This is a genomic window from Actinoplanes sp. NPDC004185, from assembly GCF_053603475.1.
In genome coordinates this window covers 12404-27688 of record NZ_JBSGFR010000025.1, presented here as the reverse complement: position 1 = coordinate 27688, position 15285 = coordinate 12404, and the positions used below count along the sequence as shown (strand labels likewise).

The window sequence follows — 15285 nt, the reverse complement described above, 5'->3', positions numbered from 1 at the left end:
CTCACGAACGTCCGAAAAGCTGGCCCCAGACGATCGTGCCGTCCACGCCCTTGACCGCACCCACCCCGAGCGCCTTGAAGTCGCAGTTCAGGATGTTGGCGCGGTGACCGTCGCTGTTCATCCAGCTCGTCATGACGTCGGCGGCGTCGCGCTGGCCCCGGGCCACGTTCTCGCCGCCGGGGTCGTTGTAGCCCTGCGCCTTGGCCCGGGTGACGAAGTCCCGGCCGTCGTCGCTCACATGGCTGATGTACAGGTCACCGTGGGTGCCGAGTTCCTGGACGTGCAACCGGATGGCCGCCCGCAGCTTGGTGTTGAGCTGCACCGAGCCGCAGCCGGCCTTGTCCCGCTCCACGTTGACCAGCCGGATGACCTCGGTCTCCTGGGCGGCCAGCCCGGCGCCGACCTTGGGCGCGCTGGTGGTCGGCCTGCGGGTCGGCGTCTTCTTGACCACGGGCTTCTTGGTGGCCGGCTTCTTGGTGGCCGTCCTGCTCGGCGCGGGCGTCGCGGTGGACGGGGTCGCCGCCGGCGAGGAGGGCGGTGGGGTCGAAGGCCGTGCCACCCCGGTGCCGGGTGCCCCGCCACCGGCACCCGGCACCAGGGCGGCGACGGCAGCTTCGGGGTGCTCGGCCGCGGTGCCCGAGCCGGTGAAGCTGGAGGGCAGCAGCGCGGCGCCGGCACCGACCACGGCGAGCAGGGCGGTCACGGAGAGGCCGAAGGTCACGGGCGACGGCATCGCCTGCCGGTCGCGGTGTCGCCCGGTCGGTCTCTGGTCGGCTGGCCCCTGCACGTCGTGCCTCCGTGGTCCTCGAGGGATCGAGAGGTTTCGACCCGGGTGACGGTAAGCAGCCACGCACGGCCCGGGCAAACCGGCTAAGAAAGAAATAAGTCCTGGATAAGGCCCGCGGGGTGGCGTGATTCACTGGTCAGGCGGGTGCCACGCGGTTCACACGGCTTGACGGACTGTGGGTATCAGCGCACCATGGAGGTGTCGCCAGTCGCGCCCATCTGTGTCCAGTCGAGTCCTGGACATGGAAAATCTGCATCCACAGCACGTCCCCGGGTGCAGGAGTTTGTGCTCACGCGTGTCCGTGGGCACAAAGGTGTGCGGTACCACTGGGCGCGCGTTTGGCCGGCCTTTCCGGCAGCGCTTTACAAGGAGACGAAATGGCGAAGGCCCTCTACGGCCACGTAGGTGCGGCGCCCGACCGGCGCCTGCTCGACGAGGTCACCCGACTGCGTTCCAGGGTGCAGGCTCTGGAGTTCGAGATCACCCGCCTCCGGGCGGAGAACGATCGTCTCGCGGCCGCCGCCGCGGAGGCAGACGATCTTCTGCGGCTGACCGAGCCGGCGCTGACCTGAGCTTCACCGGGCGCCGTGACCCGGCGCCCACATCCCCTCGCACCACGTGACGCACCCCGCAAAGCGCGCCTCCACAGCACCAAGTGGCGGCGCGCATCTTTTTGCTCCTTCTGCGCCGCGCCCGAAGCGCCAATTCCGACAAACGTGTCGGGTCGGGTCGAGACCGGCACGATCCGGGACGCGCGGCGTGCACGGACATGGCGTGCGCCTGCGGGTAACCTGCTGACCAGCAGACCACCGCCGACCCCCGGAGATCCGTGCACCTCAAGAGCCTGACGGTGAAGGGTTTCAAATCCTTCGCCTCCGCTACGACGCTGCGGCTGGAGCCGGGCATCACCTGTGTGGTGGGCCCCAACGGCTCCGGCAAGTCCAACGTCGTCGACGCCATCGCGTGGGTCCTGGGTGAGCAGGGCGCCAAGGCGCTGCGCGGCGGCAAGATGGAGGACGTCATCTTCGCGGGCACCGCCGGGCGGGCCCCGCTCGGCCGCGCCGAGGTGACCCTGACCATCGACAACGGCGACGGCGCCCTGCCCATCGACTACACCGAGGTCTCGATCACCCGCCGGATGTTCCGCTCCGGCGAAAGCGAGTACGAGATCAACGGCAGCTCCTGCCGCCTGCTCGACATCCAGGAGCTGCTCAGCGACTCCGGCATCGGCCGAGAGATGCACATCATCGTCGGCCAGGGCCGGCTCGACGCGATGCTGCACGCCAAGCCCGAGGACCGCCGCTCCTTCATCGAGGAGGCGGCCGGCGTCCTCAAGCATCGCAAGCGCAAAGAAAAGGCGATCCGCAAGCTCGACGCGATGCAGACCAACCTCAACCGGCTCAACGATCTCACCGCCGAGCTGCGCCGCCAGCTCAAGCCGCTGGGCAAACAGGCCGAGGTGGCCCGCCGCGCCGCCGGCATCCAGGCCGACCTGCGCGACGCCCGGCTGCGGCTGCTCGCCGACGACCTGCACACCCTGCGCACCACGCTCGACAAGGAGATCGCCGACGAGTCGGCGATGCGCGAGCGCCGCCAGCAGGTCGAGGAGGAGAACCGCGAGATCCAGCGCTGGCTCGCCGACCTCGAGGCCGCCCACGCCGAGGACGCGCCGCTGCTGGCCGCCGCCCAGGACACCTGGTACAAACTCTCCTCCCTGCAGGAACGCTTCCGCTCCACCGAGCAGCTGGCCTCCGAGCGGCTGCGGCACCTCGCCGCGGCGCCGGACGACGAGCGTACGGGCCGGGACCCGGACCAGCTCGAGGCCGAGGCGGAACGGGTCCGGGAGCAGGAGGAGGAGCTGCGCGAGGCCCTCACCGAGGACCAGATGCGGCTGGCCGAGGCGGTCGAGCACCGCCAGGAGCTGGAACGGCAACTGCTGCAGGCCGAGGGTGCACTGCGGGCCGCCGCGAAGGCGATCGCCGACCGCCGTGAGGGACTGGCCAAGCTCACCGGCAACGTGAACGCGGCCCGGGCCCGTACCGGAAGTGCCGCCGAGGAGATCGAGCGGCTCGCGGTCGCGCACAACGACGCGCTCATGCGGGCCGAGGCCGCCCAGGCCGAGGTCGACGCGGTGTCCGCGGAGTCCACCGAGGCCGATCGCGACAACGCCGAGCTCGACGAGCGGCACGCCGAGGCCGTCGCCGCGCACGACCGCGCGGCCGCGGTCGTCAAGGAGCTCTCCGACGCCGAGCGGGCGGCCGAGAAGGACGCCGCCAGCTGGAAGGCCCGCGAGGAGGCGCTCGCCCTCGGCCTGCGCCGCAAGGACGGCGCCGGTGCACTGCTCGGTAAGGCCGACCAGATCCCCGGCCTGCTCGGCAGCCTCGCCTCGATGCTCACCGTCCGGCCCGGCCACGAGGCCGCGCTGGCCGCCGCCCTGGGCGTGCTGGCCGACGCGGTCGCGCTGACCGGCATCGACGAGGCCGTCGAGGCCATGCGCACGCTGAAGATCGCGGACGCCGGCCGGGCCGCGCTCGTGGTCGCCGCCCCGGCCGCGCCGGGCATGCAGGGCTCGCTCGACAGCCTGCGCCCGGCCCTGCCGGAGGGCGCCGTGTGGGCGCCCGATGTCATCGACTGTCCCGACACCATCCGCCCGGCGCTCAACAAGGCGCTGCGCGACGTCGTCCTGGTCCCCGACCTGGCCGCCGCGACCCGCCTGGTCGCGCAGAACGCCGAGCTGCGAGCGGTCACCCCCGACGGCGACGTGCTGGGGGCGCACGCGGCCGCCGGCGGTTCCGGCAAGGCCACCAGTTACATCGAGGTCCAGGCGGCCGTCGACGAGGCCCGGGCCAAGCGGGAGACCGCCGAGGAGTCGATCGGCGTCCTGAAGGGTCAGCTCGCCGACGCCCGCGCCGAGGTCGCGGAGCTCAAGGAGGCCGTGACCGTCGCGGCCGCCGCCAAGCGCGCCGCGGAGGGCGAACGCAACGCCGCCGCCCGCCGCCTCGCCGAGCTCGGTGCCGCCGCCCGTTCCGCCAAGGCCGAGTCGGAGCGCCTGGGCGCCTCCCGGCAGAAGGCCGAGGCCAACCGCGACCGCGACCTGGCCGGGCTGGCCGAGCTGGAGGAACGGCTGCGGCTCGCCGAGGCCACCCCGATCGACGAGGAGCCGTCCACCGAGGAACGCGACACCCTCTCGGCGCTGGTGCCGCAGGCCCGGCAGAACGAGATGGAGGTCCGGCTGGCCGTCCGGACCGCCGAGGAGCGGGTCTCCTCGATCGCCGGCCGGGCCGACTCGCTGCTGCGCCAGGCCACACAGGAACGCCAGGCCCGCGAGCGCGCGGCCGCCCGCCGGGCCGCCCGGGCCCGCGGGGCGGAGATCGCCAAGGCCGTCGCCCTGGGCGCGGCCGCCGCGATGTCGCGGGTCGCGGTCTCCCTGGCCACCGCGGTGGAGGCACGTGACGAGCTGGCCCGGGCGCGGACCGCCCGCGAGGCCGAGCTGCAGGAGGTCCGCGCCAGCGCCAAGCGGCTGGTCGCCGAGCTGGAACGGCTCACCAACGAGGTGCACCGCGACGAGGTGGCCCGGGCCGAGCAGCGGCTGCGCATCGAGCAGCTCGAAGCCAAGGCGGCCGAGGACTTCTCGCTCGACGTCGACACCCTGGTCGCCGAGTACGGCCCCGACCAGCTCGTCCCGCCGACCCAGGCCGAGGCCGCGCAGGCCGAGAAGGACGGCAAGGAGCTGCCCGAGCCCGTGCCGTTCCACCGGCCGACCCAGGAGAAGCGCGCCAACAAGGCCGAACGCGATCTGGCCCTGCTGGGCAAGGTCAACCCGCTGGCGCTGGAGGAGTTCGCCGCGCTGGAGGAACGCTTCAAGTTCCTCTCCGACCAGCTCGAGGACCTCAAGGCCACCCGCAAGGACCTGCTCACCGTGGTCAAGGACGTCGACGACCGGATCCTCGAGGTCTTCACGTCGGCGTTCGAGGACACCGCGCGCGAGTTCCAGGCCGTGTTCCAGGTGCTCTTCCCGGGCGGCGAGGGCCGGCTCGTGCTGACCGACCCCGAGGACATGCTGACGACCGGCGTCGAGGTCGAGGCGCGTCCGCCGGGCAAGAAGATCAAGCGGCTGTCGCTGCTGTCCGGCGGCGAGCGCTCGCTGACCGCGGTCGCCATGCTGTGTGCGATCTTCCGGGCCCGCCCCAGCCCCTTCTACATCATGGACGAGGTCGAGGCGGCCCTCGACGACGTCAACCTGGGCCGGTTGATTACGCTCTTCCAGCAGCTGCGGGAGAAGAGTCAGCTGCTGATCATCACGCACCAGAAGCGCACGATGGAGGTCGCCGACGCCCTCTACGGCGTCACCATGCGTGCCGGCGTCACCCAGGTCATCAGCCAGCGGCTGAACCGAGAACCGGAGGATTAACCTCACATGCTCCGCCAACCGGCCCAGGCCATGCTCATCGACCTGGACGGCGTACTGCGCCGCTGGGACCCCGCGGTGCCGGCGGCGGTGGAGAAGTCGTACGGGCTGGCGCCGGGCACCCTGATCGAGACGGCGATGAGCTGGGAGCTGCTGCGTCCCGCGGTGGCCGGCGAGATCACGGACGCCGAGTGGATGCGTCTGGTGGCGATGCGCCTGCCGTTGCCGGAGGCCGACGCCAGGGCAGCGGTCGCGCAGTGGCAGGAGCACCGGGGCACGATCGACCAGGAGGTGCTCGCCTTCGTCCGCTCGGTGCGGGCGGCGGGACGCCCGGTGGGCCTGGCGACCAACGCGACCGATCTGCTCCGGGGCGACCTGGCGGAGCTCGGCCTGGCGGATGAGTTCGACACGGTGGTCAGCTCGTGGGAGCTGAAGGTGCACAAGCCGGCGCCGGAGTTCTTCACCCAGGCCTGCGCGGCCCTGAACGTCGAACCGCCGTGGGTGCTGTTCGTGGACGACGACGACCGGGCGGTCCGCGGCGCTCGCGCGGCCAGGATGCCGGCGCTGCGCTGGACCGGGCCGCAGGACCTTCCTTACCTGCGCAAGGCGCTCGCTCTGCCCGCCTGACCGCCGGCCCCGGCTGATCTTTCCGCGGCGACGTAGGCTGGCCGCGGCTGAGAGGATGTCGATGCGTAAGACGCTGCTCGGGGCGGTCGTGCTCGTGCTCGCCCTGCCGGGCTGCTCCGGGGACGACGGCGGCACCCCGGCGGCGCCGGCCCCATCACGCGCCGCTCCCTCCGCGCAGCCGAGCGCCAGCTCGGGCATCGGCAGTGCGCCCCCACCGGCCGGCGCGCTGGACGGCAAGCGGCAGGTCTTCTTCCTGCCCCGGCTCGACGACAACGAGCTGCCGGACTCGGTGCTGGCGGTGACCGCCGCCGGCCGGATCCAGGTGACCGACGACTACGCCGACCGGGCGCTCTTCGTGCCGGTGCCCAAGGCCCACGGGGCCAAGGAACGCCTGATCAAGACGGGCACGCTGCGTGGCCGCGGCCAGCCCTTGTGCCTGCAGGTGCAAGGCAGCGGGCCGGACCCGTTCACCGTCGTCACGGCGGCGTGCGACGCCGCCGAGCCGAAGCAGCACTTCACCTTCGAGCCGGCCGGCCAGGACGACGAGGGGCGCACCACCTACACCGTGCGCAACCAGGACGCCTTCCTGCAGTGGCATCCGCTGGGCGCGGCCGGTCTGGTCGCGGAGAAGGCCGACGACAGCCAGATGGAGACGAGCTTCTCCCTGCAGGACCAGGGCGCCGCCGCCCTGCCGAAGGGCCGCTGAGCCGGCTCAGTCGCCGGTGACGCCGTCGATGCGTTCGCGGAGCAGGTCCGCGTGGCCGTTGTGGCGTGCGTACTCCTCGATCATGTGCAGGTAGACCCAGCGGAGACTCACCGCCGGCCGCCGCTCGGTCGAGAACTCGTGCTCCAGCGGCAGCTCGGCGACCGCCGCGTCGGCCGCCTCGATCTCGGCGAGGAACGTGGCGTGGTCGGCCGCCGCGTCCGCCTGCTCGATGTCGTCGAAGTCGCCCTCCTCGTTGGTGTCCGAGCAGTAGATCTCCGGCAGCTTCTCGCCGGCCGCATGGATCCGGAACCAGCCGCGTTCCACCTCGGCCAGGTGCCGCAGCAGCCCCAGCAGTGACAGACCCGACGGCTCGACCGAGCGCAGCTTGAGCTGCTCGGCCGTGAGCCCCGCGCACTTGGTGAGCAGGGTCTGCCGGTGCAGGTCGAGCCAGCCTTCGAGCATGGCGCGCTCGTCGCCGGTGAAGGGCTCTTCGACACGGTGCGCCGCGGGCGCGGTCCAGGAAGTCACAAGGTCATCTTGGACCGCGCAGGTGGACATCCGCCACTGTGAACAGGTTGCCGTCCCTGGTCGTTCCCTCGACCCGTACGTCGGCCCGGGCGCCGGTGTGCCGCAGCGTGCTCACCGCGTTGCCGAAGTACGGTCCGGCCAGCCGCCGCCAGCGCACCGACGGCCGGCGTACCCCGGCGCTGCGGGCCACCCCGCGAACGCCCCGCGCGGCCAGCCGGGACCAGCTGAAGCGCATCAGCGGGCGCATGACCGACGGCACCTGGTTGTGGATCGGGGAACACGTGAGCTGGTGCACGGGGGTCGTGACAGCCGGTCCGAGGTCGGCGCGGGCGACGTAGGAGTGGTGCACGTCGCCGGAGAGCACGCTGATCGAGGCCGGGGCCGCGTACGCGCCGCCGGCGCCGACGCGGTGGCCGGGGGCCTCCGGGCCGCCTTCGCCGAGGCGGCGGAACAGCTCGGTCAGCGCGTTGAACGAGCGGGTGAACGCGGCCCAGTGCTCCAGGTCGACGGCCCGGCGGACCCGTTCGGCCAGGGCCGCGCGCCGGGTCCCGGACGAGTCCGCGAGCCGTTCGTTCCAGGCTTCCAGGTGGTGGATCGCCGGCGGCATCAGCCACGGCAGGGAGGAGCCGACCACCAGATGGTCGTAGTCGCCGTGGGCCTGGTCGATGAACCAGCTCCACTCGGCCGCCGGCAGCATCTCCCGCCGGCCGGGGGTGAGCACCCGGTTGCAGCGGTTGTCCAGCATGATCAGCCGGGTCCGGCCCACATCCAGGGCGAAACTCCACTGGTACGGCCGGTCGGTGTTCTCCGCCGAGGACGGCGTGTCGACCGAGACGCCGAAGTCGTGCAGCAGCGACGTCGCGTCCTCGACCGTGGTGATCTTGGCCAGCAGCGGGTCGGCGCGCAGCTCGTCCGGGCTCATGTTGCCCAGGTGCTGGTAGACCCAGTACGAGGCCAGCCCGCTGGCGATCCGCTCGGACCACCACGGCTGCGACGACATGTCCGCGCGCCAGGACGCCGAGGTGTTCCAGTCGTCGATGATCTCGTGGTCGTCGAAGATCATCACGCACGGCACGGTGGCCATCAGCCAGCGCACCTCGGGGTCACGCCAGGACTCCAGGTAGAGCTTCGTGTACTCGTCGAAGGAGACCACTTCGTCGGCCGGGCCGTGGTGGCCGGCCGAGCGGCGGCGGCGCAGGAAGCGGCGCACCTTGGCCGAGGTCTTGTCGGCGTAGACCTGGTCGCCGAGCAGCACGATCAGGTCGGCGCGCAGCTCCGGTGAGCGGGGGTCGGTCATCAACCGCCGGGCGTACGCGTCCAGCGCGTCCGGGGGCAGCTTGCGCCCGGTGGCGTGCGGGGTGGCCTCGCGGCAGGAGCCGAAGATCATGCTGACCGGCTGGCCCGCGTCCTCGGCCTCCCGGGTGACGATCACACTCGGCGGGTACGGCGACTCCGGCTGCGGCCACACCTGGCGGTCACCGAGCCACACCTGGTATTCGCCGGCGGTGCCCGGGACCAGCCCTTCCACGATCACGATCGCGTAGTGGTGGCCGTAACAGGAGAAGGTCTCCGCGGTGCCGGCGCCGCCGGTCGCGACCTCTACGCGTACCTCGGCCGGGGCGGTGGTCTCGACCCAGATCGTCGCCTGGTCGCCGACGACGCGGCGTAGCACGGGCCCGATCAGCAGGTGGGCGGTCAACGGTTCACCGGGTGGCGCGACATGCAGCCATCCTCCCCGAGTGGTCCCGGCTTCCGCCAGCGTGCGTTCGGACAGCGGGAGGTCACCGGGCGTGGCGGGGGACACGGACGGGTGGCGCCACGGGCCCCGCGGACATCTGTCAGGATTTCGGAATGGAATACGTGGTCGCCTCCCTCATCCTGCTGGCGGTGCTGGTGGTCGGGGCCATCGGTCTGGTCGTGCCCCGGCGCCGCAGGCGCGAGTTGCCGCCGACCGGTGGCTCCGCCACCACCACGCTCGAGCGCCCGCCGACCGCGCCGGTGGAGGAGCCGACGCTCCCGCCCCTGCCGGACGAGCTGCCGCCGCTGGTGCAGGCACCGACGATCGAGAGGCCGGAGCCGACCGCCGGCCGCCTGGTGCGGCTGCGGGCCCGGCTCAGCCGGTCGCAGAACGTCTTCGGCAAGGGCCTGCTCAGCGTGCTCTCCCGCGATCACCTCGACGAGGACGCCTGGGAGGAGATCGAGGACAGCCTGATCTCCGCCGACGTCGGCGTCGAGGCCACCCAGGCGCTGGTCGAGCGGCTGCGGGAGCGGGTCCGGGTGCTGGGCACCCGGACCGTCGCCGAGGTGCGCGAGCAGCTCGCCGCGGAGCTCACCGCCGCCCTCGAGCCGGGCATGGACCGCAGTCTGCGCACCGCACCGCACGACGGCCGGCCCGCGGTCGTCCTGGTCGTCGGGGTCAACGGCGCCGGCAAGACCACCACCTGCGGCAAGGTGGCCCGGGTGCTGATCGCCGACGGCCGTACGGTCCTGCTGGGCGCGGCCGACACCTTCCGCGCCGCGGCCGCCGAGCAGCTCGCCACCTGGGGTGAGCGGGTCGGCGCCGAGACCGTCCGCGGTCCCGAGGGCGGCGACCCGGCCAGCGTGGCGTTCGACGCGGTCAAGCGGGGCATCGACACCGGGATCGACACCGTGCTGATCGACACCGCCGGCCGCCTGCAGAACAAGGTCGGCCTGATGGACGAGCTGGGCAAGGTCAAGCGGGTCGTGGAGAAGCACGGGCCGGTCGACGAGACGCTGCTCATCCTGGACGCGACCACCGGTCAGAACGGCCTCGAGCAGGCCCGGGTCTTCACCGACGTGGTGGACGTCACCGGCGTGGTGCTCACCAAGCTGGACGGCACGGCCAAGGGCGGCATCGTCATCGCCGTGCAGAACAAGCTGGGAATTCCCGTCAAGCTGGTCGGTCTGGGCGAGGGCCCGGACGATCTCGCGCCGTTCGAGCCCGCTGCCTTCGTCGAGGCCCTGCTTGGCACCGACGCGTAGTCTCGGGGGCGGCAGGCCCGTACCGCGGGGCACTTCTAGGGGAGGTCGTGGGTGACGCAGGAACGCGACCTTCGCGAGATCCCGCTCCACGGCGGCAACGTCAGCACGGTGTCGAAGGTGGGCGACACGGTCCGCCGCAACGCCGGACCGTGGACGCCGGCCGTGCACGCGCTGCTCAACCACCTGCAGCGGGTGGGCTTCACCGGCTCGCCGCACGCCCTGGGGATGGACGACCGCGGCCGTGAGGTCCTGTCGTATCTCGACGGCGAGTGCGGCGAGTATCCGCTGGCCCCGCACTGGACGACCGAGGAAGCGCTGGTCACGGTGGCCACGATGCTGCGCATGTTCCACGACGCGCAGTACGGCTTCCAGCCCCCGCCCGGGGCGGTCTGGCGCTCGTTCGGCCCGCCGCCGCCGGACACCGAGGTGATCTGTCACCACGACGCCGCCCCGCACAACGTGGTCTGGCGCCCGGACGGCACGCTGGCCCTGATCGACTTCGATCTGGCCTCGCCCGGCGCCCGGATCTACGACGTCGCCTACGCGGCCTGGACCTGGGTGCCGCTGTTCAGCGACCGGGACTCCTACACGCTGGGCTGGAAGAGGCCGAACAGGCCGCGCCGGCTGCGGTTGTTCGCCGACGCGTACGGGCTGATCCCGCGCGACCGGCACCGCCTGGTCCGCACCATCCGCAAGCGGATCGTGGACCACGTGGAGGGCATCCGCCGGATGGCCGCCGCCGGTGACCCGGCGTTCGTGCGGATCGTGCACAAGGGCCACCTGCGCCGCCCGATGCGTGACCTCCGGCTGCTCGACTACGAGCGGCACACCCTGGAGTACGCCCTCCGCTGACCCGGGGCTGTGAGAGTTTCTTCACACGTACGAAACAAGCCGTCACTCGTCGGAAACCGCGCGCACACCGTGCGCGAAACAGCGGAGCGAAAGGCTTCCGCCCGAACCGGCCAGCAGGGCGACGCTGCTCTCTTGGGCCGTGTGGGAGGACACCTTTATCCGAGAGGAGGCAGCGTGGAGATCAACACCGGCAATACCGCCTGGTTGCTCCTGTCGTCTGCGCTCGTTCTGCTTATGACTCCGGGCCTGGCGCTGTTCTACGGTGGCCTCAACCGGTCCAAAGGCGTACTGAACATGATGATGATGAGCTTCTCGTGCATCGGGCTCATCTCCGTTCTGTGGGTCATCTACGGCTTCACCCTGGCGTTCGGCACCAACGACAGCGCCGGCCTGAACAACGTGATCGGCAACTTCAGCCAGTACTTCGGCACCGGCACCTCCGGCATCTCCGAGGAGTGGCTGTTCCTGGGGGCCGGCACCGGCATCCCCACGTACGCGTTCATGGTCTTCCAGATGATGTTCGCCATCATCACCGTCGCGCTGATCAGCGGCGCGGTCTCCGACCGGATGAAGTTCGGCGGCTGGGTCATCTTCGCGCTGGCCTGGTTCACCCTGGTCTACGTCCCGGTCGCGCACTGGGTGTGGGGCGGCGGCTGGATCGGCGGCAAGCTGCACGCGCTCGACTTCGCCGGTGGTACGGCGGTGCACATCAACGCCGGTGCCGCCGCGCTCGGCCTGATCCTGGTGCTCGGCAAGCGGGCCGGCTGGCCGCGGGAGAGCTTCAAGCCGCACAACGTGCCGTTCGTCGCGCTCGGCGCCGGCCTGCTGTGGTTCGGCTGGTTCGGCTTCAACGCCGGCTCCGAGCTCACCGTCGACGGCACCACGGTCTTCGCGTTCATCAACACCCAGGTCGCCACGGCCGCGGCCCTGCTCGGCTGGGTCGTCGTGGAGTGGATCCGTGACGGCAAGCCGACCCTGGTCGGTGCCTCGTCCGGTGCGGTCGCCGGCCTGGTCGCCATCACCCCGGCCTGTGGCTTCGTCGCCCCGCTGCCCGCCGTCGTCATCGGCCTCATCGCCGGCGCCGTCTGCGCGCTGGCCGTGGGCCTGAAGTACCGCCTCGGCTACGACGACTCGCTCGACGTGGTCGGCGTGCACTTCGTCGGCGGCTGGATCGGCTCGCTGTCGCTCGGCTTCTTCGCCACCTCCCAGGTCAACGCGGCCATCAACGGTGACCCCGGCCTGGGCGCCAGCGAGGGCCTGTTCTACGGCGGCGGCCTGGCCCAGCTCGGCCGGCAGTTCGTCGGCAGCGCCGCGGTCACCGTCTACTCCCTGGTCATCGCGGCGATCATCGCCTTCGTGATCAAGGCGGCCAAGGGCCTGCGGGTCAGCGACGAGGCGGAGATCACCGGCATCGACGTCGCCGAGCACGCCGAGAGCGCGTACGACACCTCGCCCTCCACGGGCTCGTCGGGCGGCGCCTTCGCGATGGCCGGTATCACCCCGTCGGCCAGTGCGACTGACGGCAAGGCGCACGTCAGTCAAAAGGTCTCCGGTTAAATTCCCCTGATGGCTGCGATGGAGGGACTGAGCATGAAGCTGGTGACCGCGGTCATCAAGCCGTACCAGCTCGACGCGGTGAAGGAGGCTCTGCACGCGCTCGGCGTGGCGGGTCTGACCGTGAGCGAGGTACAGGGGTACGGGCGGCAGAAGGGCCACACCGAGGTGTACCGGGGAGCCGAGTACACGGTGGAGTTCCTGCCCAAGATCAAGGTTGAGGTGCTGACCGACGAGATCGACGTCGAGAAGGTCGTCGACGCGGTGGTCACCTCGGCCCGGACCGGCAAGATCGGCGACGGCAAGGTCTGGGTGACGTCCGTGGAGGACGTCGTCCGGGTCCGCACCGGCGAGCGCGGCCTAGACGCGCTCTGATTGCCCTTTCGATGAACTACGTGGTCAGCGAGCCGTCGGCGCCACCTCAGGTGCCGTCCGGCGGCTCGCTGGACACCCTTCGCGAACACATCGGCGCTGCCGCCCGGGCCCACCGGGCCGCGGCGCTCGATGCGTGGCTGGCCTCGATGTTCCCGGCCCACCTGCCCGGCGTCAGCCTGGTCGCCGTGGGTGGCCTGGGCCGCCGGGACTGTGCCCCCTACAGCGACCTCGACCTGGTGCTGCTGCACAACGGGACGGCCGGCATCGACCGGATCGCCTCGGCCCTCTGGTATCCCATCTGGGACGCGCGGCTGGGGCTCGACCACTCCGTGCGCACCCTGCCCGAGGCGCTCTCCGTCGCCCACGACGACGTCAAAGTCTCGCTCGGCCTGCTGGACGCCCGGCACATCGCCGGTGACGCCACCCTCTCGGCCGAGCTGATCGCCGCCACCTCGGACCAGTGGCGGCGCACCGCCGTACGGCTGCTGCCCCAGCTCAAAGAGCTCACGTCGAGCCGCTGGGCCACCCACGGTGAGCTGGCCTTCCTGCTCGAGGGCGACCTCAAGGAGGCCGCCGGCGGCCTGCGTGACCTGACCATCCTGCGCGGCATCGGCCGGGCCGGGGTCGCCGACACCATGCGCCCCGCCGTCCGCGCCGCCAACCTGCGGCTGCTCGACACCCGCGACGCCCTGCACCTCGCCGTCGGACGCCGGGTGGACCGGCTGGTCGCCCAGGAACGGGCCGCGGTCGCCGAGCTGCTGGAGGTCGACGACGGCGACGCCCTGCTGCGCCGGGTGGCCGGCGACGCCCGGACCATCGCGCACGCCCTGGACGACGCCTGGCGCGCCGCCGACCGGCTGCGCAACGGCCGCCGCCGGGGTGCCCCGGCCGGTGGGTCCGTGCGCCGCCCGGTGGCCCGGGACGTGGTGGAGCAGGATGGCGAGCTGGTGCTCGCCCGTACGGCCATCGGCCCGGTGCCCGATCCCAGCCTGTCGTTGCGGGTCGCCGCCGCGGCCGCGACCGTGCGGCTGCCCATCGCCCGCGCGACCTGCGAATGGCTCGCCGCTTTCTGCCCGCCGCTGCCGACGCCGTGGCCGCCCGCGGCCCGCGCCGCGCTGGTCTCGCTGCTGGGTTCCGGCCCGGGGCTGCTGCCGACCTGGGAAGCCTGCGACCGGTACGGCCTGATCGACGCCTGGCTGCCGGAGTGGGCCCGGCTGCGCAGCCTCCCGCAGCACCACCCGATCCACCGCTTCACCCTGGACCGGCACCTCGTCCAGGCGGCGTACGAGGCCAGCGCCTACACCCGCGAGGTGGACCGCCCCGACCTGCTGCTGATCGGCGCCTTCCTGCACGACGTCGGCAAGGGCCTGCCGGGCGACCACAGTGTCGTCGGGGCTCCGATCGCCGCCGAGATGGCCACCCGAATCGGGCTGCCGCCGGCCGACGTCGCCACGGTGGAGAAGCTGGTCCGGCTGCACCTGCTGCTGCCCGACGTCGCCACCCGCCGGGATCTCAGCGATCCGGTCACCATCACCACCGTCGCGGAGGCGGCCGGCGACCCGGCCACCCTGGATCTGCTGCACGCCCTGGCCCGGGCCGACTCGCACGCCACCGGACCGGCCGCCTGGTCGGACTGGAAGGGCCGGCTGATCGCCGAGCTGGTCCGCCGGGTGCACACCGCCCTGGACACGGGAGCGCTGCCCGGGCCGCCCGAGCCGGACGCGGAGTTGCTCGTGGGTGAGCTGCCCGCCGTACACCTGGACGGGGACGTGGTCGCGGTGGCCGCGGCCGACCGCCGGGGCCTGCTCGGCTCGGTGGCCGCGTGCCTGGCCATGCACCGCCTCGACGTGATCGGGGCCGACGCCAGCACGGTGGACGGCCGGGCGATCGTCGAGTTCCGCACCCAGCCGCGCTACGGCTCCCCGGCGGACCCGGTGGCGCTCGCCGCCGACCTGCGCCGGGTCGCCGCCGGGGACGTGTCGGTGACCCAGCGGCTGCGGGCCCGGGCGATGTCGGCCCGCGGCGGCGCGGCTCCCCGGGTGGTCTGGCACCGCGCGGCGGCCACCGACGCGGTGGTCCTGGAGCTGCGCGCGGCCGACTCCGCGGGCCTGCTCTTCCGGGTGGCCAGTGCGCTCGACGAGGCCGGCGCCGAGGTGCGCGCGGCCCGCATCTCCACCCTGGGCAGCGACGTGGTGGACGCCTTCTACCTGGTGGGCGCCTGGGCCGAGGCGTCCGAGCGGGAACGCGTGGAAGCAGCCGTCCTCGCGGCCGTCTGACCAACCCGTCACCTCGATCGGCTTGCTGACGTTGCGCCTGGCATCCAGGGCGTATGTGCCGCCGCGGTCTGAGGCCGTCACCTCGATCGGCTTGCTGACGTTGCGCCTAGCATCCAGGGCGTATGTGCCGCCGCGGTCTGAGGCCGTCACCTCGATCGGCTTGCTGACG

12 protein-coding genes are annotated in these 15285 nt (G+C 72.3%); 9 read left to right on the top strand and 3 right to left on the bottom strand.

From position 1 onward, the window contains the following. Nucleotide 1 precedes the first annotated feature (1 nt). Complete coding sequence (locus ACWEOZ_RS24865) at nucleotides 2-733, bottom strand: CAP domain-containing protein (RefSeq protein WP_451913073.1); 732 nt, start codon at nucleotides 731-733, stop codon at nucleotides 2-4. 431 nt (nucleotides 734-1164) lie between these two features. On the opposite strand from ACWEOZ_RS24865, the gene ACWEOZ_RS24860 reads away from it, so the two are divergent. The 4 genes from ACWEOZ_RS24860 to ACWEOZ_RS24845 all read left to right on the top strand — a co-directional run bounded on the left by ACWEOZ_RS24860 (nucleotide 1165) and on the right by ACWEOZ_RS24845 (nucleotide 6528). Further along, a complete protein-coding gene (locus ACWEOZ_RS24860; protein WP_125804837.1) occupies nucleotides 1165-1359 on the top strand; it encodes a hypothetical protein in 195 nt (64 codons plus the stop codon). Between the two features lie 257 nt (nucleotides 1360-1616). Then, nucleotides 1617-5198, top strand: coding sequence for a chromosome segregation protein SMC (gene smc / locus ACWEOZ_RS24855; RefSeq protein WP_451913072.1), 3582 nt, complete (start codon nucleotides 1617-1619; stop codon nucleotides 5196-5198). A 6-nt stretch (nucleotides 5199-5204) separates the two neighbouring features. Then, a complete protein-coding gene (locus tag ACWEOZ_RS24850) occupies nucleotides 5205-5822 on the top strand; it encodes an HAD family hydrolase (protein ID WP_451913071.1) in 618 nt (205 codons plus the stop codon). Nucleotides 5823-5883: 61 nt separating this feature from the next. Further along, complete coding sequence (locus ACWEOZ_RS24845) at nucleotides 5884-6528, top strand: hypothetical protein (RefSeq protein WP_451913070.1); 645 nt, start codon at nucleotides 5884-5886, stop codon at nucleotides 6526-6528. A gap of 6 nt (nucleotides 6529-6534) precedes the next feature. Here ACWEOZ_RS24845 and ACWEOZ_RS24840 read toward each other — a convergent pair whose 3' ends face one another. Beyond that, entirely contained in the window at nucleotides 6535-7086 is a 552-nt protein-coding gene (locus ACWEOZ_RS24840; RefSeq protein ID WP_451913069.1) for a DinB family protein, read from the bottom strand. Next, nucleotides 7061-8755 carry an alkaline phosphatase D family protein gene (locus ACWEOZ_RS24835; RefSeq protein WP_451913068.1) on the bottom strand — a complete coding sequence of 565 codons (1695 nt, stop codon included), beginning with the start codon at nucleotides 8753-8755 and terminating at the stop codon, nucleotides 7061-7063. The genes ACWEOZ_RS24840 and ACWEOZ_RS24835 overlap by 26 nt, the downstream gene beginning before the upstream one ends. 152 nt (nucleotides 8756-8907) lie before the next feature. On the opposite strand from ACWEOZ_RS24835, the gene ftsY reads away from it, so the two are divergent. From ftsY to ACWEOZ_RS24810, 5 genes are all read left to right on the top strand, one after another. Continuing rightward, a complete protein-coding gene (ftsY, locus tag ACWEOZ_RS24830) occupies nucleotides 8908-10059 on the top strand; it encodes a signal recognition particle-docking protein FtsY (protein WP_451913067.1) in 1152 nt (383 codons plus the stop codon). A gap of 51 nt (nucleotides 10060-10110) precedes the next feature. After that, nucleotides 10111-10911, top strand: coding sequence for a phosphotransferase (locus tag ACWEOZ_RS24825; RefSeq protein WP_203774648.1), 801 nt, complete (start codon nucleotides 10111-10113; stop codon nucleotides 10909-10911). Nucleotides 10912-11085: 174 nt separating this feature from the next. Next, nucleotides 11086-12468, top strand: coding sequence for an ammonium transporter (locus tag ACWEOZ_RS24820; protein WP_451913066.1), 1383 nt, complete (start codon nucleotides 11086-11088; stop codon nucleotides 12466-12468). Nucleotides 12469-12501: 33 nt separating this feature from the next. Further along, nucleotides 12502-12840, top strand: coding sequence for a P-II family nitrogen regulator (locus ACWEOZ_RS24815; RefSeq protein ID WP_199752384.1), 339 nt, complete (start codon nucleotides 12502-12504; stop codon nucleotides 12838-12840). An 11-nt stretch (nucleotides 12841-12851) separates the two neighbouring features. Continuing rightward, the gene (locus ACWEOZ_RS24810; protein WP_451913065.1) at nucleotides 12852-15116 is read left to right on the top strand and encodes a [protein-PII] uridylyltransferase; all 2265 of its coding nucleotides are present in this window, start codon (nucleotides 12852-12854) and stop codon (nucleotides 15114-15116) included. Nucleotides 15117-15285 lie beyond the last annotated feature (169 nt).